We start from the raw sequence: 22483 nt of genomic DNA on the forward strand, positions 1-22483 counted from the left end.
TAGGCAATGAAGCAAAGCAGCAGGTGGGGCACGAAGTGCGTTGCAGCGGTCGCCGCCATGGTGGCCGGGGGATGGGTTCCGGCGTTGGCCTGGGCCCAGGCGGCCGATCCCAAGCCGTGGCAGCTGAACATGGGCAAGGGGGTGACCCAGACCTCGCGCCTGGCCTGGGAATCCAACAACCTCTCGTTGATCATCTGCACGGTGATCGGCGTCATCGTGTTCGGGGCGATGGCCTACGCCATCTTCAAGTTCCGCAAATCCAAGGGCGCGGTCGCCGCCACCTTCAGCCACAACACCAAGGCCGAAGTGATCTGGACGGTGATCCCGGTGATCATCCTGATCGTGATGGCATGGCCGGCCACGGCCAACCTGATCAAGATGTACGACACCCGCGATGCCGAGATGACGGTGAAGGTCACCGGCTACCAGTGGATGTGGAAGTACGAATACCTCGGCGAGAACGTCACCTTCACCAGCCGCCTGGACCGCGAGTCCGACCGCGTACGGCAGAGCGGTATCGTGCCGACCCGCGAAAGCCATCCGCATTACCTGCTGGATGTCGACAACCGGCTGGTGCTGCCGGTCGATACCAAGGTCCGCTTCGTCATCACTTCCGACGACGTGATCCACGCCTGGTGGGTGCCGGCGCTGGGCTGGAAGCAGGACGCCATCCCCGGCTTCATCAACGAAGCCTGGACCCGCATCGAGCAGCCCGGCGTCTACCGCGGCCAGTGCGCCGAGCTGTGTGGCAAGGACCACGGCTTCATGCCGATCGTGGTCGAGGTGGTGTCCAAGGAGGACTTCAAGCAGTGGCTGGCGCAGCGCAAGCCGGCGCCGGCTGCCGAGCCGGCCACGCCTGCGGCACCTGCCGAACCGGCTGCACCGGCGGGCGAGGCACCGGCTGCGCCTGCTGCTGCAGAAGCGGGCAGCGCACCTGCCACCGCAGCCAGCGGCGCGTGATGTAAAGCCCGCGGCCGCCCGCGGCCGTGGTGACAACCGATTCTGAGAGGTGTTTTGCAATGGCGCACTCGGCAGTTGGGCACGACGATCACCATCACCAGCAGAGTTTCTTCGAGCGTTGGTTCTTCTCGACCAACCACAAGGACATCGGCACGCTGTACCTGGGTTTCAGCTTCATCATGTTCATCATCGGCGCGGCGATGAGCGTGGTGATCCGCGCCGAGCTGGCACAGCCGGGCCTGCAGTTCGTCAAGCCCGAGTTCTTCAACCAGATGACCACCGTGCATGCACTGGTGATGATCTTCGGCGGCGTGATGCCGGCTTTCGTCGGCCTCGCCAACTGGATGATCCCGCTGCAGATCGGCGCGCCGGACATGGCGCTGCCGCGCATGAACAACTGGTCGTTCTGGTTGCTGCCGGTGGCCTTCAGCCTGCTGCTGCTGACCCTGTTCCTGCCCGGTGGTGCACCGGCCGGTGGCTGGACGCTGTATCCGCCGCTGTCGCTGCAGGGTGGCTACAACGTTGCCTTCAGTGTGTTCGCCATCCACGTGGCCGGCATCAGCTCGATCATGGGCGCGATCAACATCATCGCCACCGTGCTCAACATGCGTGCGCCGGGCATCGACCTGCTGAAGATGCCGATCTTCTGCTGGGCCTGGCTGATCACCGCCTTCCTGCTGATCGCGGTGATGCCGGTGCTGGCCGGTGCGGTGACCATGCTGCTGACCGACAAGTTCTTCGGCACCAGCTTCTTCAACGCCGCCGGTGGCGGTGACCCGGTGATGTACCAGCACATCTTCTGGTTCTTCGGGCATCCCGAGGTCTACATCATGATCCTGCCCGCCTTCGGCGTGGTCAGCGAGATCATCCCGACCTTCAGCCGCAAGCCGCTGTTCGGCTACCAGGCGATGGTGTACGCCACCGCCGCGATCGCGTTCCTGTCGTTCATCGTCTGGGCCCACCACATGTTCACCGTGGGCATGCCGCTGGGCGGCGAGATCTATTTCATGTTCGCCACCATGCTGATCTCGATCCCGACCGGGGTGAAGGTGTTCAACTGGGTCAGCACGATGTGGCGCGGCTCGCTGACGTTCGAGGCGCCGATGCTGTGGTCGGTGGCCTTCGTCATCCTGTTCACCATTGGTGGCTTCTCCGGCCTGATGCTGGCGATCGTCGCCGCCGACTTCCAGTACCACGACACCTACTTCGTGGTCGCCCACTTCCACTACGTGCTGGTGACCGGCGCGGTGTTCGCGCTGATCGCCGCGGTGTACTACTGGTGGCCGAAGTGGACCGGGCGCATGTACAGCGAGAAGTGGGCCAAGGTGCACTTCTGGTGGTCGATCGTGTTCGTCAACCTGCTGTTCTTCCCGCAGCATTTCCTCGGCCTGGCCGGCATGCCGCGCCGCATTCCCGATTACAGCGTGGCCTTTGCCGACTGGAACCTGATCAGTTCGATCGGCGCGTTCGGCATGTTCGTCACCCCGTTCATGATGGCCGCGATCCTGCTGTCCTCGCTGCGCAACGGCGAGAAGGCTGAGGCCCGTTCCTGGGAAGGCGCGCGCGGGCTGGAGTGGACGCTGCCGTCGCCGGCACCGGCGCACACCTTCACCACGCCGCCGACCCTCCGCCCGGGGGACCTGGCACATGACGACATCACGCATTGAGGTGGGGCATGCATAACCAGAGCCCGCTCCCGATCGGTAGAGTCGAGCCATGTTCGGCGGATGAGAAGCAGCCGACCGGCGGTCGGCTCTACAACAATGAAGAGCAGCCGACCAGCGGTCGGCTCTACCAGGGCGGAAGCATCGAGCAGCAGCGCCAGCGTGCGAAGCGCACGGCGATGTGGGTCGGCGCCATCGCCGTACTGGTCTATGTCGGCTTCATCCTCAGCGGGGTGATCGGGCGATGAGCGAGGCGCCGGCCAGCACGCCCTCACCCAGTGCCGGGCTGCCGCGCCTGATCGGCGTGGCGGTGGCGGTGTTCCTGCTGACGTTCTCGCTGGTGCCGCTGTACCGCATTGCCTGTGAAAAGGTGTTCGGCGTGCGCCTGGAGCGCGGTCCCGGAGGGGAAGCCAGTGCAGGCGCGGCGGCGGGCAAGCGCACCGTGCGCGTGGAGTTCGACGGCGGCGTCAATTCGCGCCTGCCGTGGTCGTTCCATCCCGAGCAGCTGACCATGGACGTGGTGCCCGGCGAACTCAACGAGGCGCTGTACTTCGCCCGCAATGACAGCGCAGCTGCCGTGGTCGGCAGCGCGGTGCCATCGGTGGCGCCTGCGCGTGCCTCGGGCTTCTTCAGCAAGACCGAATGTTTCTGTTTCACCGCGCAGACGCTGCAGGCCGGCGAGAAGCGCGACATGCCGGTGCGTTTCATCGTCGATCCGGACCTGCCGCCGGAGATCAAGACGATCACCTTGTCCTACACCTTCTACCGCAACGACGCGTTGTCCGATCGGCTGGCCCCGGCCGCCACCTCGGACGGCGCGCACGCCGCACCCTGACCCGGATACCGACATGGCCCAGACACCGACCGACGCCAACGTGTACTTCGTCCCGGCCCAGAGCAAATGGCCTTTCGTGGGGTCCATCGCGATGATGGTGACCATGGTGGGCGTGGCCAGCTGGCTCAACGATGCCGGCTGGGGGCGCTGGACGTTCTACGTCGGCATCGCGATGCTGGTGCTGACCCTGTTCTGGTGGTTCAGCGACGTGGTGCGCGAGTCACAGGCGGGCAGCTACAACCACCAGGTCGATGGTTCGTTCCGGATGGGGATGATCTGGTTCATCTTCTCCGAAGTGATGTTCTTCGGTGCCTTCTTCGGCGCGCTGTTCTACACCCGCAACCTGGGCCTGTCGTGGCTCAGTGGCGAAGGCCGCGGGGTGATGACCAACGAGCTGCTCTGGCAGGGTTATTCCGCCGGATGGCCGACCAATGGCCCGGCGGCGATCGGTGGTGCGTTCCAGACCATCCCGGCCTGGGGGCTGCCGCTGATCAACACGCTGATCCTGCTGACCTCCGGCGTGACCCTGACCATCGCCCACCACGCACTGAAGGCGGGCAACCGCCGCCAGCTGCTGGTCTGGCTGGGCCTGACCGTGGTGCTCGGCCTGGGCTTCCTGACCCTGCAGGCAGAGGAGTACCTCCACGCCTACAAGGAACTGAACCTGACGCTGGGCTCGGGCATCTACGGTTCGACGTTCTTCATGCTGACCGGTTTCCACGGCGCGCACGTGCTGCTGGGCACGATCATGCTGGTGGTGATGTGGCTGCGTTCGGCCAAGGGGCACTTCACCCGCGACAACCATTTCGGTTTCGAAGCCGCTGCGTGGTACTGGCACTTCGTCGACGTGGTGTGGCTGATGCTCTTCATGTTCGTCTACGTGCTTTGATCCCGGCGGCTGCGGCGTCAGCCGCCGATGCCGTGCGGTTTGATCCAGCCCATGTAGATGCTCACGATCACCAGCAGGATCAACGCGACCGACACCGCGATGCGACGTGTCAGCGCGTTGACCGTGCGCTTGGTCTGGCCGCGGTCAACCAGCAGGTAATACAGGCCGGCGCCCAGATTCCAGACGATGACGATCAGAAACGCGATTACCAGCAGGGTCTTCAGCGAATCACTCATGCGCGGCTCGAGGGCAGGGTGGATGCGCCTATCTGACCGCGTTTGCGCGGACTTGTCATGATGCGCCAGCACACGCGCGTGATCGGGTGGCTGCTGGCCGTGCTGGCGATGGCCGGATTCACCGCATTGGGGCTGTGGCAGCTGCAGCGCATGCATGCCAAACAGGCGCTGCTGGATGCGCAGGGGCCAGCGGTGGCTCAAGCGCTGTCGCTGGCCCAGGCGCTGGCCGCACCGGGCGCGTTGCATGGCGTGGCCGACCATGGCCGCTTCCTGCCCGGCGTGGTGCTGCTGGACAACCAGACCCGGCACGGCCGCGCCGGGGTAAAGATCTACCGCCCGTTCCGCAGTGACGAAGGTCGCGTGCTGCTGGTCGACCTCGGCTGGCGCGCGCTGCCGCCGGACCGCACGCTGCCGGAGGTGCCGTCGCCGCCTTCGCCGGTGGCCGTGCGCGGGCTGTTGGCGCCGCCGCCGTCGGCCGGGCTGGCGCTGGGGCCGGCGTTCTCTGCCACCGGTGAGGCCGGGCGCTGGCTGGCCAGCCGGTTGCCGGCAGAGGGCCTGGCGGCGGCGCTGGACCTGCCGGCCTTGCCCGAGCGCGTGCTGCGCCTGGATCCGGCGCTGGCCTTCGGCGACGAACGCGACCTGGACCTGCTGCCCAACACGCTGCCGCCGCAGCGCCACCTGGGTTACGCCGTGCAGTGGTTCGGCCTGGCGCTGACCGTGCTGGTGGTGGCGCTGGTGCTGGAGTGGCGCAGGCGACGTGCCGTGGCCCGGTAGTGCCGGCCGCTGGCCGGCATCCCCCGCAATCCTGGATGCCGGCCAGCGGCCGGCGCTACCGGGGTACCGCACCCGCATCCCTCGCCCAACCATGAGAAAATGCCCCGCATGAACACTGCTACGTCCCCGCAGGCGCGCGGTTCCGGCCGCCGGACCCTGGTGCTGCTGTTTGCCGTGTTCTTCGGGGCGATGGCACTGGCGGCGGTGCTGCGCTTCTCCGGCTGGCAGCCGACCGGGCACCGCAACGCCGGCCAGCTGCTGCAGCCGCCGGTGGACCTGCGCCAGCAGGCACCGACCCTGGCCAATGGCCAGCCGTACCCGTGGAACCCCGAAGCCCGTACCTGGCGCCTGCTGGTGGCCCCGCCCGGTGCCTGCGACGCGCAGTGCGTCACTTTGTCGCAGGGACTGGGCAAGGTGTGGCAGCTGTTCGGCCATAACGCCGATAATGTCGAGATCCTGTGGCTGGGAACGCCACCGGCGTCGATCGCCTCGCTGCCCGCGCTGCGGCCGCTGGCTCCGTCGCCAGCCCTGCGCGCGGCGCTGCCCGGCGTCGATGATCCGGCTGGACTGCCGGTCTACGTGATCGATCCGAACGGCTTCGTGATCATGCGCCATGCCCCCGGCACCGACCTGGGTGGCCTGCGCAAGGACATGGCCACGTTGCTGAAACTGAAGTGAGTCCCGTTTGATGAGCCTTTCCGCGCGTCCGGCGCTGCACCGCAATTTCCACCGCCTGGCGTGGTTCGCCATGATCATGACGGCGAGCACGATCATGTTCGGCGCCTTCGTGCGCCTGTCCGATGCCGGCCTGAGCTGCCCGGACTGGCCGACCTGTTACGGGCAGGCCACCTGGCCGCAGCACGTGGAAGAGACCATCGGCCACCCGGCGGCGGAGATCCGCCCGCTGGAGACCCACAAGGCCTGGCGGGAGCAGGTGCACCGCTTCCTGGCCGGCGCGCTGGGCATCGAGATCCTGACCCTGGCCCTGCTGGCCACGCGCAAGCGCCGCTTTGGAACCACGGCGGTGGTGACTGCCTGCGTGCTGGTGGCCGCCGGCATCCCGCTGTACATGATGGGCTGGCATGGAACGGCCAGCGCGCTGGCCCTGATCGGCGAGGCGATCCTGCTGATCGCCGCGCTGCGCTGGAGCAACATCGACCTGGCGCGCGCCGCACTGCTGACCCTGGCGGTGGTGATCTTCCAGGCCCTGCTGGGCATGTGGACGGTGACCCTGCTGCTCAAGCCGATCGTGGTGATGGGCCATCTGCTGGGCGGCATGCTGATGTTCGCGCTGCTGGCCTGGATGGCGTGGCGTGCCACGCACATGCCGATCACCCTGGCCGAGGCGCCGAAGCTGAAGTGGCTGCTGCGCATCGGCCTGGCCGTGCTGGTCACCCAGATCGCCCTGGGCGGCTGGGTCAGCGCCAACTACGCGGCGCTGGCCTGCGGCGGTGGCAGCGCCTCGCTGGACAACTTCCCGCGCTGCGCCAACCAGTGGTGGCCGCAGCACAACTTCGTCGAAGGCTTCACGCTGTGGCGTGGCATCGGCGTGGATTACGAAGGCGGCGTGCTCGATGGCGCCTCGCGTATCGCCATCCAGATGGCCCACCGCCTGTTCGCCGTGGTGGTGGCCGTCTACCTGCTGTGGCTGGGCGTGCGCCTGTTCCGTTTGCCGAGCATGCGTGGCTGGGCCAGTGCGCTGATCGCGCTGCTGGTGCTGCAGGTCACGCTCGGCATCCTCAATGTGAAGCTGGCACTGCCGCTGGAAGTGGCCGTGGCCCATAACGGCGTGGCCGTTGCCCTGTTGTTCGTGCTGGTCAGCCTGCTGGCCCGCCTGCGTGCCCCGGACTGATTCCATGTTTTCCAATTACCGCCAGTACTGGGACCTGACCAAGCCCAAGGTCGTCGCCCTGATCGTGTTCACCGCGCTGGTCGGCATGGTCCTGGCCATTCCGGGCGTGCCCAGCTGGGAGCAGGTGCGCGCCGGCCTGCTCGGCTTCCTCGGCATCTGGCTGGCGGCCTCGGCTGCGGCCGCGATCAACCAGCTGCTGGACGCGCACATCGATGCGCAGATGGCGCGCACCTCGTGGCGGCCGCTGGTGGTGGGCAAGGTCAAGCCATGGCAGGTGCTGGTGTTCGCCGGCGTGCTCATCGTGCTGTCGATGACCCTCCTGGTGCTGTGGGTGAACCTGATCACCGCGGTGCTGACCTTCGCCTCGCTGATCGGCTACGCGGTGATCTACACCGTGTACCTCAAGCGTGCGACGTCGCAGAACATCGTCATCGGTGGCCTGGCCGGGGCGATGCCGCCGATGCTGGGCTGGGCCGCGGTGACCGGCATGCAGGGCTCGTCGGACTGGGCGTACTCGTCGCTGCTGGTGCTGATCATCTTCATCTGGACGCCGCCGCATTTCTGGGCGCTGGCGATCTTCCGCCGTGAGGATTACGCCAAGGCCGAGATCCCGATGCTGCCGGTGACCCACGGCGTGGTGCACACCCGCAGGCAGATCATGGTGTATTCGGTGGTGCTGGCGCTGGTCTGCCTGCTGCCGTACCTGGTGGGCATGAGCGGTGCGTTCTACCTGGGCGGCGCAATCGTGCTCAATGCCGTGTTCCTCTGGTACGCCTGGCGCATGCTGGACCCGCCGGACGAGCTGTTCTCGATGAAGATGTTCTATTACTCCATCGTCTACCTGATGGCGCTGTTCGCCTTCCTGCTGGTGGACCACTGGATCCTGCCCTGGCTGTGAGGGGCTGATGCATCCACGCAGGGCGTGGAGCCAGCGGCGCCGTTCAACCATCAGCCGAGCATAGGCCTGGCTTTACAGTAGATCCACGCCATGCGTGGATCATTCCCCGGATGGTCAGGGCTTGCGCCGCGCATAACGCTGCGCGATCACGCCGCAGACGATCAGCTGGATCTGGTGGTAGATCATCACCGGCAGCACGATGGCGCCGAGACTGCCGCCGGCGAACAGGACCTTGGCAATCGGCACGCCGGTGGCCAGGCTCTTCTTCGAGCCGCAGAACACGATGGCGATCTCGTCCTCGCGGTTGAAACGCAGGCGGCGGGCGATGAAGGTGATCAGCGGCATGGCGATGCCGAGCAGCACGGCGGCGACCACCGCCACCGCCAGCAGCGACAGCAGCGGCGTCTTGCTCCACAGGCCTTCGGTGACGGCTTCGCCGAACGCCGAGTACACCACCAGCAGGATCGTGCCCTGGTCGGTGTAGCGCAGCAGCGCGCGCTGCTTTTCCACCCAGCCGGCGATCCACGGCCGCAGCAGGTGGCCCGCCACGAACGGCACCAGCAGCTGCAGCATGATGCCGCCGATCGCATGCAGCGGGTCATGCACGCCGCCGGACGTACCGGCCAGCGCGGTCAGCAGCAGCGGGGTCAGGAACACGCCGAGGATGCTCGACAGCGAAGCGCTGCACACCGCCGCTGGCACGTTGCCGCGCGCCATCGAGGTGAACGCGATGGACGACTGCACGGTGGAGGGCAGGGTGCACAGGAACAGCACGCCCAGGTACAGCTCCGGGGTCAGCAACCAGCCTGACAGCGGCTTGAACATCAGCCCCAGCAGCGGGAACAGGAGGAAGGTGCAGGCCAGGATGGTCAGGTGCAGCCGCCAGTGCAGCATGCCGCCGATGATCGACTCGCGCGGCAGACGCGCGCCGTGCAGGAAAAACAGCGCGGCGATGGCGACGGTGGTGACATCGTCGAGCACGATGGCGGCGGCGCCCTTCATCGGTAGCAGCGAGGCCAGGCCGACGGTGCACAGCAGGGCGAGGGTGAAATTGTCCGGTCGCAGGCGCGACCACCAGCGGGTCATGGTGGGCAGTGTCCTTGGTGCGGAGGGTTCAGGGCGAAGTGACCGGTGTGGCCAGGCGCTGGCGGGTGGCGGTTTCCAGCGACTTCAGGCCGGCGCGCTGGCCAAGCTGCAGGGCCTGTTCGGGGCTGGCGTGTTCGTAGCGTGCGTTGACCAGGCCGAGCACGGCGCCAGCACGGTTGCCGGACGCGCAGTGCAGCAGCACCGGCCCCTGGCTCTGCTGCAGGGCCTGGTGCACGGCGCGCACGTTGGCGGCATCGAGCCCGTCGGCGCCGGCCACCGGGATGCGCACATAACGCAGGCCGAGTGACTCGGCGGCACGGGTTTCGTCGAAACCGCGATCCTCGCCAGGCTGGCGCAGGTCGATCACGGTGCGCACCCCCTGCGCGGCCAGGGCCCGCAGCTGTGCAGCGCTGGGCTGGCCGCCGGCATACAGGCCAGGCCGGACCTCGTTGAGGGATGCCTCTTCGGCCAGGGCCGCCAGTGGCAGGCAGAGCGACAACAACAGCAGGCAGGTCAGGCGCAGCAGCATGGTCTTCTCCGTGGGAACGGTCTGCCGCTACAGGCGCAGTCCGGCGCGCGCCTTCAGCAGCTCGCGCAGCTCGTACTTGTCAGTATCGTCCAGACCCTGCTGGCGCTGCTTTGCCAACAACTCCTCCAGACGTTGCACCAGCAGCTGTTTCTCCAGCTGGGCCACCGCGTCGTGCAGCTCCTGGGTCCAGCTGGCTTCGGTGCCGGGCAGTGTCTGTGCCGCCAGCGTATGCAGCGAAGCCTGTTCCTCACGCCCGTCGAAGTGTTCCAGCAGGGCGCCGGTGCTGATGTCCGGGCGCTGTTCGACCAGCCCCAGCAGCTCCAGCAGCAGCTCCACGCCCGGCAGGCGCAGGCCCTGGAAGTGATGCTGGCCACCCAGGGTCAGCGCCAGCGACGGTTGCTGCAGCAGCACGGCGATCGCGCCGCGCACCAGGCTGCGCTTGGCCACCGGCTGGATCGTCCGCTGTGGCTGGCGTTGCGGCATCGGCGCGCGCGCAGACTGCGCGTTGCCGCCGAGCCCGGTCAGCTGCGCCAGCTGCTGCTTCATCAGGTCGCCGAAGGCACCATCGGGAATCTGTGCCAGCATCGGCTTTGCCCGCTCGGCCAGGCGCGCCTTGCCATCGAGCGTGCCCAGATTGATCTCGCGGGTGAGCTCGTCGAAGAAGAACTGCGACAGCGGTGTGGCCTGCTTCAGGCGTTCGTTGAAGGCCTCGGCGCCTTCCTTGCGCACGATGGTGTCCGGGTCCTCGCCATCGGGCAGGAACAGGAAGAAGGCCTGGCGGCCGTCCTTCATGCGCGGCAGCACCGACTCCAGCGCCTTCCAGCCGGCGCGGCGGCCGGCGGCGTCGCCGTCGAAGCAGAAAAACACGTCCGGCGCGTTGCGGAACAGCAGCTCGGCATGGTCCGGCGTGGTGGCGGTACCCAGCGTGGCCACCGCCTGGGTGACGCCGAACTGGAACAGCGAGACCACGTCCATGTAGCCCTCGACCACGATCAGCCGCTCGATCTTCTGGTTGGCCTGGCGCACCTGCCACAGGCCGTACAGCTCCCGGCCCTTGTGGAACAGCGCGGTCTCGGGCGAGTTGAGGTACTTGGGGCCATCGTCCTTCTCGAACACGCGGCCGCCGAAGGCGATCACCCGGCCACGACGATCGAAGATCGGGAACATCACCCGGTCGCGGAACTTGTCGTAGACATGGCCGCGATCGTTCTTGGAGAACAGGCCGGCACGATCGAGCAGCTTCATGCGCCGCTCGTCCTTGCCCAGCGCATCGCGCAGGCCGCTGTACCCGTCCGGGGCGTAGCCGATCTGGAAGCGCGCGCGGTTCTCTTCGTCCACGCCACGCCCATCGAGGTAACTGCGTGCCTTGTCGCTGCTTTCCAGGTTCTTCTGGAAGAACCGGGCGGCGGCATCCAGTGCCGAATACAGCTCGCGGCTGTCGTCCTGCTGCTGGGGGCTGCGCGGGTTCTCGTTGCGCGGCACCTCCATGCCGGCACGCTTGGCCAGCTCATCCACCGCATCGAGGAACTCGAGGCGGTCGTAGTTCATCAGGAAGCTGATCGCGGTGCCGTGCGCGCCGCAGCCGAAGCAGTGATAGAACTGCTTGGTGGGCGAGACCGTGAACGAGGCCGAGCGCTCGTCATGGAACGGGCAGCGCGCGGCGTATTCCTTGCCCTGGCGCTTCAACGGCACGCGGCTGCCCACCACCTCGACGATGTCGGTGCGGGCCAGCAGGTCGTCGATGAAAGCGTCGGGGATACGGGCCATGGGCAACAGGGCAGGGCGCGGTGCAGGACCACGCGACGGAACCGGGGGCGGTCGCCCTAGTTTACCCCCTGTCGGGCACCTGGCTGGCGGTTGCCGGATCAATGCCGGCTGCGGCCAGGTGGTAGCGCGCGCGCAGGCGCTCGTCGATCACCGCCGTCATCAGGGCGCCCACGAAGAACACGACGGTGGCGTAGTAGATCCAGACCAGCGAGATCACCAGCGCACCCATCGAGCCATAGGCGCTGCCCGGTGCCACGGTGGCGATGTAGACGCCGATGCCGTAGCGGCCCAGTGCGAACAACGCCGAGGTGATGGCACCGCCGATGAAGGCCTGGCGCCACGCCACGCGACGGTCGGGCAGGTAGTGGTACATGAAGGCGAACCCCACCGCGTACAGCAGCAGGCTGGTGGCGTAGCCCAGCGCCGGCAGGATCGAAGGCAGCTGTGCGAAGGCCACCTGCAGCACCGTGGTGGCAGTCATCGACAGGATCAGCAGGAAGCCCAGGGCCAGCACCACGCCGAACGAGAACACGCGCTTGCGCAGCCAGGCCTTGATGCCCTCCAGGCGCTCGCCACTGGTGCGGAAGATCAGGTTGAGCGCGTTCTGCAGCTGCGCGAACACGGCCGTGGCGCCCACGAACAGCAGCAGCGTGCTCCACAGGCCCGCCAACGAGCCGACGTCCGGTTGGTTGTCGGCATTCTTCAGGACGGTTTCGGCCACGGTCGCGGCACTGCTGCCGGCCACCGAGCTGATCTGCTCGATCAGCGCCTGCTGTGCCGGCGGGTACAGCGAGGCGGTCAGCCACAGCAGCAGCACCAGCAGCGGTGCCATCGACAGCAGGGCGTAGAACGAGACGGAGGCTGCCTGGGTCAGCACGTCGACGTCGATGAAGCGCTTGGCCACCGCCATCGGAAAGCTGTCCTGCAGGCGCTTGAGGTACTTGTGCAGGGACACGGGAACGTTGGGCTCGGGTTCAACCATGTGTGCGGTTGTAGCAGGCGACCGACGAAGGTGCGGTGAAGCGGGTGCATCAATGGGGTCAGAGCCCTTCCGCGCTGCGGAAGGGATCCGACCCCGCGTGCCGGGTTACGCCAGCTGCTGCTTGACCAGCTTGGACACCAGGCCCATGTCGGCCTGGCCGGCGAGCTTGGGCTTCAGGGCGCCCATCAGCTTGCCCATATCGGCCGGGCCGGACGCACCGGTCTCGGCGATGGCGGCCTGGATGGCGGCCACGATCTCGGCCTCGCCCATCTTGGCCGGCAGGTAGGCTTCGATGACCACGATCTCGGCGCGTTCGATCTCGGCGAGGTCTTCGCGGTTGGCGGCTTCGTACTGGCTGACCGAGTCCTTGCGCTGCTTGACCATCTTGTCGAGCACGGCGATCACGGCGGTGTCGTCCAGCTCGATGCGCTCGTCGACTTCGCGCTGCTTGATGGCAGCGTTGATCAGGCGGATCACGCCCAGCTTGTGCTTCTCGCCCGCCTTCATGGCGGCCTTCATGTCTTCGGTGAGCTGCTGCTTCATGCTCATGAGGAACCTCGTGGTGGTAGGTGGGGCGGGGCGGCTGCCCGAACCCGGAAACGCAAAAAGCCGGCGACGCTCGCGCGTGCCGGCTTCGGCTCCATCGCGACAGGCAGGCCCGCCGCAATGAAGATGCGTCCGATCAGTACAGGCGCTGACGCTTGGTGACGTCGCGCGACGAGCGGCGCAGCTGACGCTTCACAGCAGCGGCGGCCTTGCGCTTGCGCTCCTGGGTCGGCTTTTCGTAGAACTCGCGCTTGCGGGTTTCGGCCAGCACACCGGCCTTTTCGCAAGTGCGCTTGAAGCGGCGAAGAGCAAACTCGAAGGGCTCGTTCTCGCGGACTTTGACGCTGGGCATGGAATCTCCGGGACACAGTAGAACCGGGTCACGCCCGGCGAGCCGCACATTATAGCGGCGAATAGACAAACTGCAAGCGGCCAACCCTGAATACGGGCCGGAGGTTCGAAAGCAGTGAGATCTGCACGTCCCCCGAGGGGGCGGCAGGGGCGTCATAATAGCAGGCATGCGAGTCCTTGGCATCGAATCTTCCTGTGATGAGACCGGCGTGGCGGTGTATGACACCGACCTGTCCGGCAGCGCGGCCCTGCGCGCCCACGCGGTCTACAGCCAGATCGCCCTGCACGCCGAATATGGGGGTGTGGTGCCTGAGCTGGCCAGCCGCGACCACGTCCGCAAACTGCTGCCACTGGTGCGCCAGACCCTGGCCGAGGCCGGCCTCGGCGTGGGCGATATCGATGGCGTGGCCTACACGGCCGGTCCCGGCCTGGTCGGGGCGCTGCTGGTCGGCGCGGGCGTGGCCCGCTCGCTGGCCTGGGCGCTGGAGGTGCCGGCAGTGGGCGTACACCATATGGAAGGCCACCTGCTGGCGCCGCTGATGGAAGACGACCCGCCGGAAGCGCCTTTCGTGGCCCTGCTGGTGTCCGGTGGCCATACCCAGCTGGTGGCGGTGGACGCCATCGGCCAGTACCGGCTGCTGGGCGAGACCCTGGACGATGCGGCCGGCGAGGCCTTCGACAAGACCGCCAAGCTGATGGGCCTGCCGTACCCGGGCGGCCCGCAGCTGGCCAGGCTGGCCGAGCAGGGCACGCCGGGCGCGTACCGCTTCGCGCGGCCGATGACCGACCGCCCGGGGCTGGATTTCAGCTTCTCCGGCCTGAAGACCCAGGTCCTGATGGCCTGGCGCGACAGTGACCAGAGCGAGCAGACCCGCGCCGACATCGCCCGCGGCTTTGAAGACGCCGTGGTCGAGACCCTGTCGATCAAGTGCGAGCGCGCGCTGGAAGCGGCTGGAACCAATGTGATCGTGGTGGCCGGCGGCGTCGGCGCGAACAAGCGCCTGCGTGCGCGCCTGCAGCAGATGGCCGAGCGCCTCGGCGGCCGTGCCTGCTTCCCGCGGCCGGCGCTGTGCACCGACAACGGCGCGATGATCGCCTTCGCTGGCGCGCTGCGGCTGCAGGCCGGCCAGCACAGCCCGCCGAAGGTGGACGTGACCCCGCGCTGGGACATGGCGACGCTGCCGGCGGTATGAGCCGGTCGCGCCGGGACTCGCCCGGCGGACGCATTACGCACGCCCTGCCCATGGCGCTGCAGCCAGCCCAGGGTGTGCGGGCAGCGGGCGTGGATCAGCCGCCCGATCGCGGCGAGGTCGGCGCCGATGTCACGTTCTAGGATCGGCTCGTGGTGGGCGATGCGGTTGCGCAGGTGGCGGATGCGGTCGAGGTCTGCGTGGATGTTCGCGCGGACCACGCTGAGAGCAGTCTGTGGCGCGTGCGGTAACGCAATCTTCAAGCCCCGCGTCCAGATGGCTCCCTCGAAGCGCCGGGTGAAAAGCTGCGGGCAACGCCGCCGCGTCAGGCAGCCATCGATCTGCATCGTGTGCTTCGGGACTCGCGGCTGGATTCCAGCTCCCGCCGGGGACGTTGAGAGGTACCAAAGGGCCCCGCCCAGCAGGGCCCTTTGTCTTTTCCGGGCCGGCCCACGCCGGCCGCCCACCGCCCGTTCCGGGCAGGCTCACCGCCGTGCCGTTACCATGACCGCCTGTATTCGTGCCGGTACGCGCAATGGACAAGGTTTTCATCGAAGGGCTGACGATCGACGCCCTGATCGGTATCTACGATTGGGAACGACGGATCCGCCAGGACCTGGTGTTCGATCTGGAAATGGGCTTCGACAACCGACGCCCCGCGGCCACCGATGACATCGCCCACACCCTGAACTACAAGGCAGTGAGCAAGCGCCTGGAACAGTTCGTGCGCGAGTCGGAATTCGGCCTGGTCGAAACCCTGGCCGAGCGCTGCGCGCAGATCGTGCTGGACGAGTTCGAGGTGAAGTGGCTGCGCCTGAAGCTGAGCAAGCCCGGTGCGGTGCGCGGTGCGCGCGCGGTGGGCGTGATCATCGAACGCACGCGGGACTGACCCGGTAAACCCGGCCGCCGGCCGGAAACCCCGGTAGTGCCGGTCGCTGGCCGGCAATCTTGGTAACAACGAAACAGACAGGAGACAACGGATGGTGGACGCGGTGGTGGCGGTACAGTGGCTGGAACGGCTGCAGAACACACTGGAACCCTATCCTGGCGCCTACCTGGCGTTGATGATCTCGGCCCTGCTGGTCGCTGCGGGCCTGGCCAACTGGGTGACCAAGCGCATCCTGTTGCGTGGCCTGCGGCGCCTGCTCAGCCGCCTTCCCGGCGCCGATACCGGCCGCGGCAGCCACCTGATGCGGGTGATCTCGCGGCTGTCGAACGTGGTCCCCAGCCAGGTGATCGCCTCGGGTATCCGCATCGTGCCGGACCTGCCGCCGGGCCTGGTCAGCTTCATCATCGGCGCCTGCCAGGCGTGGGCGATCCTGACCGTGGTGCTGGCCCTCTCGCATGCGCTGGATGCGGCCAATGATCTCTACGAGCGCCGCCCCGAGGCACGCAACAAGCCGATCAAGGGCTACCTGCAGGTCGCCAAGATCGTCATCTTCGTGATCGCGGGCCTGTCGATCGTCGCGACCCTGGCGGGGGTCGATCTGCGCTACCTGGTCACCGGCCTGGGCGCGGCCACGGCGGTGCTGATGCTGATCTTCCAGGACACCATCCTGTCGCTGGTGGCCAGCGTGCAGATCAGTGGCGATGGCCGCGTGCGCATCGGCGACTGGATCGAGATGCCCAGCCAGAATGCCGACGGTGACGTCATCGACATCGCGCTGCACACCGTCACCGTGCAGAACTTCGACAAGACCATCACCACCATCCCGACCAAGAAGCTGGTGACCGAGTCGTTCAAGAACTGGCGCGGCATGCAGGAGGCCGGCGGGCGCCGGATCAAGCGCGCGCTGTACCTGGACCAGCACAGCGTCGGCTTCCTGGACGAGGGTGACCTGGCCTTCCTCGGCGAGTTCGCGCTGCTGCGCGACTACCTGCGCGAGAAAGCGCAGGAGCTGGGGCAATGGAACGGACGCCTGCGCGAGCAGGGCGTGGCCGAGGTCAACAGCCGCCGGGTGACCAACCTGGGTACCTTCCGCGCGTATGTAGAGCGCTACCTGCGCAGCCATCCGGGCATCCATACCGACATGACCCTGCTGGTGCGGCAGCTGCAGCCGACCACCGAGGGCCTGCCGCTGGAGCTGTACTGCTTCACCCGCAGCACCGCCTGGGGCGAGTACGAGGCCGTGCAGTCGGACATTTTCGACCACCTGCTGGCGATCCTGCCGGCCTTCGGGCTGCGGGTGTTCCAGGCGTCCAGCGACGCCATGTTGATGGCCGGGCAGCGCCAGCTGGCCGGGTCGGAGTAAGCTGCGGTGCCCCTGGCGGTCGCCTGCGGGTCCCGCCGGGGGAGGAAGCTGAATGACGAAACCTCTCGCAAAATCGCCCGGGATCGCTAGAATGCCGGGCTTGTAAACGTTTTCATCAAGGACTGCCGGTGGCCTCCGATCGCATCGAATCCCTCATTGCCCAGATGACCGTCGAGGAAAAGGTCGGCCAGCTGGGTGTCTTCGCGGACATGGTCCGCCCGTTCGCCCCGGACGTGAACCCGGAAGCCAACGTGCGCAATGCCGACCAGGTGCTGCAGCAGGTGCGCGAGGGCAAGGTCGGCTCGCTGTTCAATGGTGTGGGCGCCGAACTGGGCCGCCGCATCCAGCAGGTCGCGACCGAAGAGAGCCGCCTGGGCATCCCGGTGATCCTCGCCGCCGACGTGATCCACGGCATGCGTACCGTGTTCCCGATTCCGCTGGGCGAGGCCGCCAGCTTCGAGCCGGACCTGGCCGAGCGCACCGCGCGCGCCACTGCGATCGAAGCCACCGCTGCCGGCCTGCACTGGACCTATGCGCCGGCCGTGGACATCGCCCGCGACCAGCGCTGGGGCCGTGGCGCCGAAGGTGCCGGCGAGGACGTGGTGCTGGGCTGTGCGTTCGCCGCCGCCCGCGTGCGTGGCTTCCAGGGCAGCGACCTGCGTGCCGCCGATTCGCTGCTGGCCACGCCGAAGCACTTCGCCGCCTATGGCGCGGTGATGGCCGGCATGGAGTACAACATGGTGGACATCTCGCCGCAGACCCTGCGCGATGTGCACCTGCCGCCGTTCAAGGCCGCCTTCGATGCCGGCGCGATCACCGTGATGTCCTCGTTCAACGACATCAACGGCGTTCCGGCCAGTGCCAATGCCGAACTGCTGACCGACATCCTGCGCGGCGAATGGAAGTTCCCGGGCGTGGTGATCTCCGACTACACCGCCGACATGGAACTGGTCGCGCACGGCTATGCCGCCGATGACCGCGATGCCACGGCCAAGGCGTTCACCGCCGGCCTGGACCTGAGCATGCAGAGCGGCTTCTACGCCGAGCACCTGCCGGGCCTGGTCGAGAGCGGCGAGGTGCCGATGGCGGTGCTGGATGAGGGCGTGCGCCGCATCCTGTGGCTGAAGGAGACCATCGGCCTGTTCGACGACCCGTACCGGTCGCTGGACCCGGCGCGCGAAGCGGATACCTCGCACCTTGCCGCGCATGATGAACTGTCGCGCGATGCTGCGCGGCGTTCGATCGTGCTGCTGAACAACCGTGACAACGTGCTGCCGCTGCAGAAGACCGGGCAGAAGATCGCGCTGATCGGCCCGTTCGTGCAGGACCGCGAGAACATCGAAGGCTGCTGGACGCTGTTCGGCGACAAGCAGCGTTACGTGGACCTGGAAACCGGCGTGCGTGCCGCCATCGGCGACGAAGCGCTGCTGGAAATCGTGCCGGGTTGCGAACTGGAAGCCGCGATTCCCGGCGGCACGGAAGCCGCTGTGGCTGCCGCACTGCGCGCCGACGTGGTGGTGCTGGCGCTGGGCGAACCGCAGCGCTACAGCGGTGAAGCGCAGTCGCGCGTGGAAATCACCCTGCCGCCGGCACAGCAGGCGCTGGCCGAGGCCGTGGCGATGACCGGCAAGCCGCTGGTGGTGCTGCTGCGCAATGGCCGCGCGCTGGCATTGCAGGGCGCGGTGCGCAATGCGCAGGCCGTGGCGGTGACCTGGTACCTGGGCACGCAGACCGGCCATGCCGTGGCCGATGTGCTGTTCGGCGACTACAGCCCGTCCGGCCGCCTGCCGGTCAGTTTCCCACAGGTGTCCGGCCAGCAGCCGTACTTCTACAACCACCCGCGCACCGGCCGCCCGGAACTGCCGACCATGTCGGAGTTCAAGGCCCGCTGGCGCGAGATTCCCAACGAACCGCTGTACCCGTTCGGCCATGGCATCGGCTACACCACCTTCGCCTACGGCGTGCCGCAGCTGAGCACGGCACAGCTCGGCTGGGACGACACCCTGACCATCACCACCGTGCTGACCAACACCGGCCGCGTGGCGGGCGAGGAAGTGGTGCAGCTGTACATCCACGATCGCGTGGCCAGCCGCGTGCGTCCGGTGCGTGAACTGAAGGACTTCCGCAAGGTGGCGCTGCAGCCGGGCGAGTCGGCCGAAGTGGTGTTCACTTTGACCCGCGAGCAGCTGGCCTTCACCGGCCGCGATGGCGTGCTGCGTGCCGAGCCGGGCCAGTTCGACCTGTGGGTCTGTGCCTCGTCGGCCGCTGGCGAAGCGGTGCAGTTCGAACTGCTGAAGGCCTGATCAAGAAAAAGGGGACGGAGGGGATTAAGTCGTTTGTGCCACTAACGACTTAATCCCCTCCGTCCCCTTTTTGTTGTCCTCACTGTGGCGGCGCTACCATCGGGCTTCCTGTTTCGATGGAGTGCGCGCATGCGCCGGATGGCCTACCTGATTCCCGCCCTGCTGCTGGCGGCCTGTTCGCAGCCTGAGCCGCCGGCGCAGCCTGCGGTGGATGCGCCGCCGCCGATGGAAGCGAACGCGGCAGCGACGCCTGCCGCTGAACCGGCGGCGCCGGCTGCCGAACCCGCTGCTGCACCTGCTGCACCTACCGCACCGGCAGCCGAGGCGTCCGCCGAGGATGCGCGTGCGCGCATCGAGTCGCTGCTTGGGGATGCCGCGCAGTTCGAGAAGGTCTTCAATGCGTTCAAGGCCGCCGTGGTCGGTGGAGATCGCGCTGCGGTGGTCGAGGAAGTGCGATTCCCCTTGAATATCAGCGGCGGAAAGAAGATCTCCGGCCCCGGAGAGTTCCAGCGCAACTACGAGAAGATCATCACGCCGGAGGTGGTCAAGGCGGTGTCCGAGCAGGACTTCGGCAAGGTGTTCGTCAACCAGCAGGGCGTGATGATCGGCAGCGGCCAGGTGTGGTTGAGTGGCCAGTGCCTGGACCAGGCCTGCACGAAGACCGAGGTGAAGGTCATCACCATCCAGTGACTGCAGACGACCCCGCGTGCGGGGTCGTCTGGCAAGGGTAGTGCCGGCCGCTGGCCGGCCACCGCAGGGTGCTGGAAGGATCCAGGTTGCCGGCCAGCGGCCGGCACTACCTGCCGTCTTCCAGCAGCCACAGCGCACCGTCGGGTGCGCTCGCCCATCACGAAGACCGAAGTGAAGGTCCCCCGCATGCGGGGTCGTCTGGCAAGGGTAGTGCCGGCCGCTGGCCGGCCACCGCAGGATGCCGGAAGGATCCAGGGTGCCGGCCAGCGGCCGGCACTACCTGCCGTCTTCCAGCAGCCACAGCGCACCGTCGGGTGCGCTCGCCCATCACGAAGACCGAAGTGAAGGTCCCCCGCATGCGGGGCCGTCTGGCAAGGGTAGTGCCGGCCGCTGGCCGGCAACCGCAGGATGCTGGAAGGATCCAGGGTGCCGGCCAGCGGCCGGCACTACCTCAGGTCTTCGGCGTGAGCTTCAGCAGGCGTGCCTTGCTGCCGTCTTCCAGCAGCCACAGCGCGCCGTCGGGGCCCTGTTCCACTTCGCGGATGCGCTCGCCCATGTTGAAGCGCTCGGCTTCGCGCGCGCTGTCGCCATCGAAGGCCACGCGCACCAGCGAGGTGGACGACAGGCCGCCGATGAAGCCGCTGCCCTTCCACTGCGGGAACAGGCTGCCGCTGTAGATCACGAAGCCGGCCGGCGAGATCACCGGCGTCCAGGTCACCTTCGGCGCGGCGAATTCCGGGCGCGTGTCGTGGTCGGGAATCGGGCGGCCATCGTAATGGTCACCATTGGAAACGATCGGGTAGCCGTAGTTGGCGCCGCGCACGACCAGGTTCAGTTCGTCACCGCCGGCCGGGCCCATCTCGTGAGCCCACAGCTTGCCGCTGGCATCGAAGGCCATGCCGAGGATGTTGCGGTGGCCCAGCGACCACACCTGTGCGGCCACCCCGCCCTGCGAAGCGAACGGGTTGTCGGCGGGCAGGCTGCCATCGTCGTTCAGGCGGATGATCTTGCCGAGGTTGCTGCCCATGTCCTGGGCCGGATCGAACTTCTGCCGCTCGCTGGAGCTGATCCACAGCTTACCGTCCGGGCCGAAGGCAAGACGATGGCCGTAGTGGCCTTCGCCGCTGACCTTTGGGCTCTGCCGCCAGATCACCTTCAGGTCCTTCAGCTGGCCACCGCCGCTGGCATCCAGTGCCAGGGTGGCCCGGGCCACCGCAGCACCGCGGGTATCCAGCGTGCCTTCCTCGGCATAGCTGACGTAAACCACATGATTCCGGGCGAAATCCGGGTGCAGGATGACGTCGCCGAAACCGCCCTGACCACCATAGGCGACCTTCGGAACACCGGTGATCTCGTGCTTCTGGCCGCTGGCCAGGTCCAGGTGCTGCAGTTTGCCGCGCTTCTCGGTGACCAGCAGGCTGCCATCAGGCAGGAAGGTCATCGCCCACGGCTGGTCGAAGCGGCTGACTTCGGTGGCGGTGAACGGGCGCTGGTCGGCAGCGGTGGAGGCTGCGGGCGCTGCGGTCTGGGCGCCGTTGGCGGCCGGGTCGGCGGCATTGCAGGCTGAGGTGGCAAGGATCGGCACCAGGCCGAGGGCGAGCAGCAGGGGCGTGCGGGTCATGGGTATCTCCAGGGCGGGGATGCGGATGGCCGGGCGTTCCCTTGTATACCACCGCTGCCGTGAGCGTCGTGGCCCGAAGGTCCTGCGACCCCTGTGCGAGCGCAGCGCGATCGTCTAGGGTGGGCACGCCCGGGCAAAGCGTGCCCGCCTGCCTGCCAAGGACCTTCAATGAACACTGCAATACCCCACAAGCCGTCCACCGCCTTCATCGCCGCCTCGTGGGTGGCGCTGCTGCTGGGGGCGGCGGCGTACCTGATCGGCCTGTTCAACGCCACGATGGCACTCAACGAGAAGGGCTACTACCTGACCCTGCTGCTGTTCGGCCTGTTCGCGGCGGTCTCGCTGCAGAAGAGCGTGCGCGATCGCGTGGAAGGCATTCCGGTGAGCGGCCTGTACTACGCGCTGTGCTGGTTCGCGCTGCTGTCGGCGCTGATGCTGCTGCTGGTCGGCCTGTGGAATGCCACGCTGGCACCCAGTGAAAAAGGCTTCTACGGCATGGCGTATGCGCTGTCGCTGTTCGGTGCGGTGGCGGTGCAGAAGAATACCCGCGACCTGATCGCCGCTGGTGGTGGCGAGAGCAAGCGCAGCGCGATCGTGCCGCCGCTGCCGGAACAGGAGTGAATGTGTAGAGCCGAGCCCAATGCTCGGCTCTACAGCAGCAGCGCACTATCGCTTCAATTGCGGATCCGCCAGCTGTGCATCCTCCCAGCCACGACGCACCGCATTGCGTGCCTGCGCCCATTCCAGGCGGCTGCGGCCGCGTTCGTTGGCCCAGCGTGATTCGAGCTCGGCCTCGACCTGTTCATAGGCGCGGATGATGTCCTGTGCACGCGCGGCGTGGCCGATGCGGTAGGCCGGCTCGTAGTCCTCGAAGAACAGCTGGTCGTCGTAGTACGGTTCGGCGGTGTAGCGCTCGCGCCAGTAGTTGCTGATCGCATCACGCGGGGTGCTGTCGTCCGGCACGCGGCCGGGAATCTGGTACTCGGTCATGGAGGGCTCCGTGGTGGACGAAACCCGATCATGCCGGCCCGATGGTTAATGGCCCGGTCCAGCGACGT

The 22483-nt window shown here is 67.4% G+C and carries 24 protein-coding genes and 1 pseudogene; 15 read left to right on the forward strand and 10 right to left on the reverse strand.

Going from position 1 to position 22483, the window contains the following annotated elements:
* The first annotated feature begins 6 nt into the window (after positions 1-6).
* From coxB to BLS66_RS06285, 5 genes are read left to right on the forward strand one after another with little or no spacing between them, the layout of a single operon-like run.
* Positions 7-960 (forward strand): cytochrome c oxidase subunit II, encoded by a 954-nt coding sequence (gene coxB, locus BLS66_RS06265; protein ID WP_074725449.1) that lies wholly within the window; start codon positions 7-9, stop codon positions 958-960.
* Between the two features lie 59 nt (positions 961-1019).
* Complete coding sequence (gene ctaD / locus BLS66_RS06270) at positions 1020-2627, forward strand: cytochrome c oxidase subunit I (RefSeq protein WP_049465376.1); 1608 nt, start codon at positions 1020-1022, stop codon at positions 2625-2627.
* Between the two features lie 8 nt (positions 2628-2635).
* Positions 2636-2872: a hypothetical protein gene (locus BLS66_RS06275; protein ID WP_074725450.1), complete on the forward strand. Its 237-nt coding sequence runs from the start codon at positions 2636-2638 to the stop codon at positions 2870-2872.
* Complete coding sequence (locus BLS66_RS06280; RefSeq protein WP_049465371.1) at positions 2869-3459, forward strand: cytochrome c oxidase assembly protein; 591 nt, start codon at positions 2869-2871, stop codon at positions 3457-3459. Before BLS66_RS06275 ends, BLS66_RS06280 begins: the two co-directional genes overlap by 4 nt.
* Positions 3460-3472: 13 nt before the next feature.
* Positions 3473-4348 (forward strand): cytochrome c oxidase subunit 3, encoded by an 876-nt coding sequence (locus BLS66_RS06285; RefSeq protein WP_053505029.1) that lies wholly within the window; start codon positions 3473-3475, stop codon positions 4346-4348.
* A gap of 17 nt (positions 4349-4365) precedes the next feature.
* On the opposite strand, the gene BLS66_RS06290 is transcribed toward BLS66_RS06285, so the two are convergent.
* On the reverse strand, positions 4366-4584 hold the full coding sequence (locus BLS66_RS06290; protein ID WP_005412025.1) for a twin transmembrane helix small protein: 219 nt from the start codon (positions 4582-4584) through the stop codon (positions 4366-4368).
* 57 nt (positions 4585-4641) lie between these two features.
* On the opposite strand from BLS66_RS06290, the gene BLS66_RS06295 reads away from it, so the two are divergent.
* From BLS66_RS06295 to cyoE, 4 genes are all read left to right on the forward strand, one after another.
* Complete coding sequence (locus BLS66_RS06295) at positions 4642-5358, forward strand: SURF1 family protein (protein WP_074725451.1); 717 nt, start codon at positions 4642-4644, stop codon at positions 5356-5358.
* Positions 5359-5466: 108 nt separating this feature from the next.
* A complete protein-coding gene (locus BLS66_RS06300) occupies positions 5467-6036 on the forward strand; it encodes a hypothetical protein (protein WP_049465364.1) in 570 nt (189 codons plus the stop codon).
* Positions 6037-6046: 10 nt separating this feature from the next.
* The gene (locus BLS66_RS06305; protein WP_053505031.1) at positions 6047-7210 is read left to right on the forward strand and encodes a COX15/CtaA family protein; all 1164 of its coding nucleotides are present in this window, start codon (positions 6047-6049) and stop codon (positions 7208-7210) included.
* Positions 7211-7214: 4 nt separating this feature from the next.
* The gene (gene cyoE / locus BLS66_RS06310) at positions 7215-8108 is read left to right on the forward strand and encodes a heme o synthase (RefSeq protein WP_049465359.1); all 894 of its coding nucleotides are present in this window, start codon (positions 7215-7217) and stop codon (positions 8106-8108) included.
* A 114-nt stretch (positions 8109-8222) separates the two neighbouring features.
* Here the strand turns inward: cyoE and BLS66_RS06315 are convergent, their stop codons facing one another.
* The 6 genes from BLS66_RS06315 to rpsU all read right to left on the reverse strand — a co-directional run bounded on the left by BLS66_RS06315 (position 8223) and on the right by rpsU (position 13370).
* Positions 8223-9194 carry a bile acid:sodium symporter family protein gene (locus BLS66_RS06315; protein WP_005407800.1) on the reverse strand — a complete coding sequence of 324 codons (972 nt, stop codon included), beginning with the start codon at positions 9192-9194 and terminating at the stop codon, positions 8223-8225.
* A gap of 28 nt (positions 9195-9222) precedes the next feature.
* Complete coding sequence (locus tag BLS66_RS06320) at positions 9223-9723, reverse strand: protein tyrosine phosphatase family protein (RefSeq protein ID WP_053461981.1); 501 nt, start codon at positions 9721-9723, stop codon at positions 9223-9225.
* 27 nt (positions 9724-9750) lie between these two features.
* Positions 9751-11490 (reverse strand): DNA primase, encoded by a 1740-nt coding sequence (dnaG, locus tag BLS66_RS06325; RefSeq protein WP_049465355.1) that lies wholly within the window; start codon positions 11488-11490, stop codon positions 9751-9753.
* Positions 11491-11551: 61 nt separating this feature from the next.
* The gene (locus BLS66_RS06330) at positions 11552-12472 is read right to left on the reverse strand and encodes a YihY/virulence factor BrkB family protein (protein ID WP_074725452.1); all 921 of its coding nucleotides are present in this window, start codon (positions 12470-12472) and stop codon (positions 11552-11554) included.
* A gap of 105 nt (positions 12473-12577) precedes the next feature.
* Positions 12578-13021 (reverse strand): GatB/YqeY domain-containing protein, encoded by a 444-nt coding sequence (locus tag BLS66_RS06335; protein ID WP_005415013.1) that lies wholly within the window; start codon positions 13019-13021, stop codon positions 12578-12580.
* 133 nt (positions 13022-13154) lie between these two features.
* Entirely contained in the window at positions 13155-13370 is a 216-nt protein-coding gene (rpsU, locus tag BLS66_RS06340; protein ID WP_002808376.1) for a 30S ribosomal protein S21, read from the reverse strand.
* A 166-nt stretch (positions 13371-13536) separates the two neighbouring features.
* On the opposite strand from rpsU, the gene tsaD reads away from it, so the two are divergent.
* Entirely contained in the window at positions 13537-14562 is a 1026-nt protein-coding gene (gene tsaD / locus BLS66_RS06345; protein ID WP_057494754.1) for a tRNA (adenosine(37)-N6)-threonylcarbamoyltransferase complex transferase subunit TsaD, read from the forward strand.
* Positions 14563-14612: 50 nt separating this feature from the next.
* Here the strand turns inward: tsaD and BLS66_RS20870 are convergent.
* A pseudogene (locus tag BLS66_RS20870) lies at positions 14613-14867 on the reverse strand (hypothetical protein); the annotation flags it as partial.
* 227 nt (positions 14868-15094) lie between these two features.
* Here BLS66_RS20870 and folB point away from each other — a divergent pair.
* The 4 genes from folB to BLS66_RS06370 all read left to right on the forward strand — a co-directional run bounded on the left by folB (position 15095) and on the right by BLS66_RS06370 (position 19804).
* Complete coding sequence (folB, locus tag BLS66_RS06355; protein WP_049465349.1) at positions 15095-15448, forward strand: dihydroneopterin aldolase; 354 nt, start codon at positions 15095-15097, stop codon at positions 15446-15448.
* A 91-nt stretch (positions 15449-15539) separates the two neighbouring features.
* Positions 15540-16811 carry a mechanosensitive ion channel family protein gene (locus BLS66_RS06360; RefSeq protein ID WP_053461985.1) on the forward strand — a complete coding sequence of 424 codons (1272 nt, stop codon included), beginning with the start codon at positions 15540-15542 and terminating at the stop codon, positions 16809-16811.
* Between the two features lie 128 nt (positions 16812-16939).
* Positions 16940-19114, forward strand: a complete 2175-nt coding sequence (locus tag BLS66_RS06365; RefSeq protein ID WP_064237513.1) for a glycoside hydrolase family 3 N-terminal domain-containing protein — start codon at positions 16940-16942, stop codon at positions 19112-19114.
* 129 nt (positions 19115-19243) lie between these two features.
* A complete protein-coding gene (locus BLS66_RS06370) occupies positions 19244-19804 on the forward strand; it encodes a hypothetical protein (protein ID WP_074725453.1) in 561 nt (186 codons plus the stop codon).
* A gap of 451 nt (positions 19805-20255) precedes the next feature.
* Here BLS66_RS06370 and BLS66_RS06375 read toward each other — a convergent pair whose 3' ends face one another.
* Positions 20256-21425: a PQQ-dependent sugar dehydrogenase gene (locus BLS66_RS06375; RefSeq protein WP_074725454.1), complete on the reverse strand. Its 1170-nt coding sequence runs from the start codon at positions 21423-21425 to the stop codon at positions 20256-20258.
* A 168-nt stretch (positions 21426-21593) separates the two neighbouring features.
* On the opposite strand from BLS66_RS06375, the gene yiaA reads away from it, so the two are divergent.
* A complete protein-coding gene (gene yiaA, locus BLS66_RS06380; protein ID WP_057494759.1) occupies positions 21594-22046 on the forward strand; it encodes an inner membrane protein YiaA in 453 nt (150 codons plus the stop codon).
* A gap of 45 nt (positions 22047-22091) precedes the next feature.
* On the opposite strand, the gene BLS66_RS06385 is transcribed toward yiaA, so the two are convergent.
* Complete coding sequence (locus BLS66_RS06385; protein WP_049468574.1) at positions 22092-22415, reverse strand: hypothetical protein; 324 nt, start codon at positions 22413-22415, stop codon at positions 22092-22094.
* Positions 22416-22483: the final 68 nt, after the last annotated feature.

The sequence above is a fragment of the Stenotrophomonas pavanii genome, assembly GCF_900101175.1.
In the GTDB taxonomy this organism is placed as follows: Bacteria; Pseudomonadota; Gammaproteobacteria; order Xanthomonadales; family Xanthomonadaceae; genus Stenotrophomonas; species Stenotrophomonas pavanii.

What these genes read in the sequence shown, in the direction of transcription:
- coxB (WP_074725449.1), top strand. Translation starts at nt 7, where the DNA reads ATGAAGCAAAGCAGCAGGTGGGGCACGAAGTGCGTTGCAGCGGTCGCC.
- ctaD (WP_049465376.1), top strand. Translation starts at nt 1,020, where the DNA reads ATGGCGCACTCGGCAGTTGGGCACGACGATCACCATCACCAGCAGAGT.
- BLS66_RS06275 (WP_074725450.1), top strand. Translation starts at nt 2,636, where the DNA reads ATGCATAACCAGAGCCCGCTCCCGATCGGTAGAGTCGAGCCATGTTCG.
- BLS66_RS06280 (WP_049465371.1), top strand. Translation starts at nt 2,869, where the DNA reads ATGAGCGAGGCGCCGGCCAGCACGCCCTCACCCAGTGCCGGGCTGCCG.
- BLS66_RS06285 (WP_053505029.1), top strand. Translation starts at nt 3,473, where the DNA reads ATGGCCCAGACACCGACCGACGCCAACGTGTACTTCGTCCCGGCCCAG.
- BLS66_RS06290 (WP_005412025.1), bottom strand. Translation starts at nt 4,584, where the DNA reads ATGAGTGATTCGCTGAAGACCCTGCTGGTAATCGCGTTTCTGATCGTC.
- BLS66_RS06295 (WP_074725451.1), top strand. Translation starts at nt 4,642, where the DNA reads ATGATGCGCCAGCACACGCGCGTGATCGGGTGGCTGCTGGCCGTGCTG.
- BLS66_RS06300 (WP_049465364.1), top strand. Translation starts at nt 5,467, where the DNA reads ATGAACACTGCTACGTCCCCGCAGGCGCGCGGTTCCGGCCGCCGGACC.
- BLS66_RS06305 (WP_053505031.1), top strand. Translation starts at nt 6,047, where the DNA reads ATGAGCCTTTCCGCGCGTCCGGCGCTGCACCGCAATTTCCACCGCCTG.
- cyoE (WP_049465359.1), top strand. Translation starts at nt 7,215, where the DNA reads ATGTTTTCCAATTACCGCCAGTACTGGGACCTGACCAAGCCCAAGGTC.
- BLS66_RS06315 (WP_005407800.1), bottom strand. Translation starts at nt 9,194, where the DNA reads ATGACCCGCTGGTGGTCGCGCCTGCGACCGGACAATTTCACCCTCGCC.
- BLS66_RS06320 (WP_053461981.1), bottom strand. Translation starts at nt 9,723, where the DNA reads ATGCTGCTGCGCCTGACCTGCCTGCTGTTGTTGTCGCTCTGCCTGCCA.
- dnaG (WP_049465355.1), bottom strand. Translation starts at nt 11,490, where the DNA reads ATGGCCCGTATCCCCGACGCTTTCATCGACGACCTGCTGGCCCGCACC.
- BLS66_RS06330 (WP_074725452.1), bottom strand. Translation starts at nt 12,472, where the DNA reads ATGGTTGAACCCGAGCCCAACGTTCCCGTGTCCCTGCACAAGTACCTC.
- BLS66_RS06335 (WP_005415013.1), bottom strand. Translation starts at nt 13,021, where the DNA reads ATGAGCATGAAGCAGCAGCTCACCGAAGACATGAAGGCCGCCATGAAG.
- rpsU (WP_002808376.1), bottom strand. Translation starts at nt 13,370, where the DNA reads ATGCCCAGCGTCAAAGTCCGCGAGAACGAGCCCTTCGAGTTTGCTCTT.
- tsaD (WP_057494754.1), top strand. Translation starts at nt 13,537, where the DNA reads ATGCGAGTCCTTGGCATCGAATCTTCCTGTGATGAGACCGGCGTGGCG.
- folB (WP_049465349.1), top strand. Translation starts at nt 15,095, where the DNA reads ATGGACAAGGTTTTCATCGAAGGGCTGACGATCGACGCCCTGATCGGT.
- BLS66_RS06360 (WP_053461985.1), top strand. Translation starts at nt 15,540, where the DNA reads ATGGTGGACGCGGTGGTGGCGGTACAGTGGCTGGAACGGCTGCAGAAC.
- BLS66_RS06370 (WP_074725453.1), top strand. Translation starts at nt 19,244, where the DNA reads ATGCGCCGGATGGCCTACCTGATTCCCGCCCTGCTGCTGGCGGCCTGT.
- BLS66_RS06375 (WP_074725454.1), bottom strand. Translation starts at nt 21,425, where the DNA reads ATGACCCGCACGCCCCTGCTGCTCGCCCTCGGCCTGGTGCCGATCCTT.
- yiaA (WP_057494759.1), top strand. Translation starts at nt 21,594, where the DNA reads ATGAACACTGCAATACCCCACAAGCCGTCCACCGCCTTCATCGCCGCC.
- BLS66_RS06385 (WP_049468574.1), bottom strand. Translation starts at nt 22,415, where the DNA reads ATGACCGAGTACCAGATTCCCGGCCGCGTGCCGGACGACAGCACCCCG.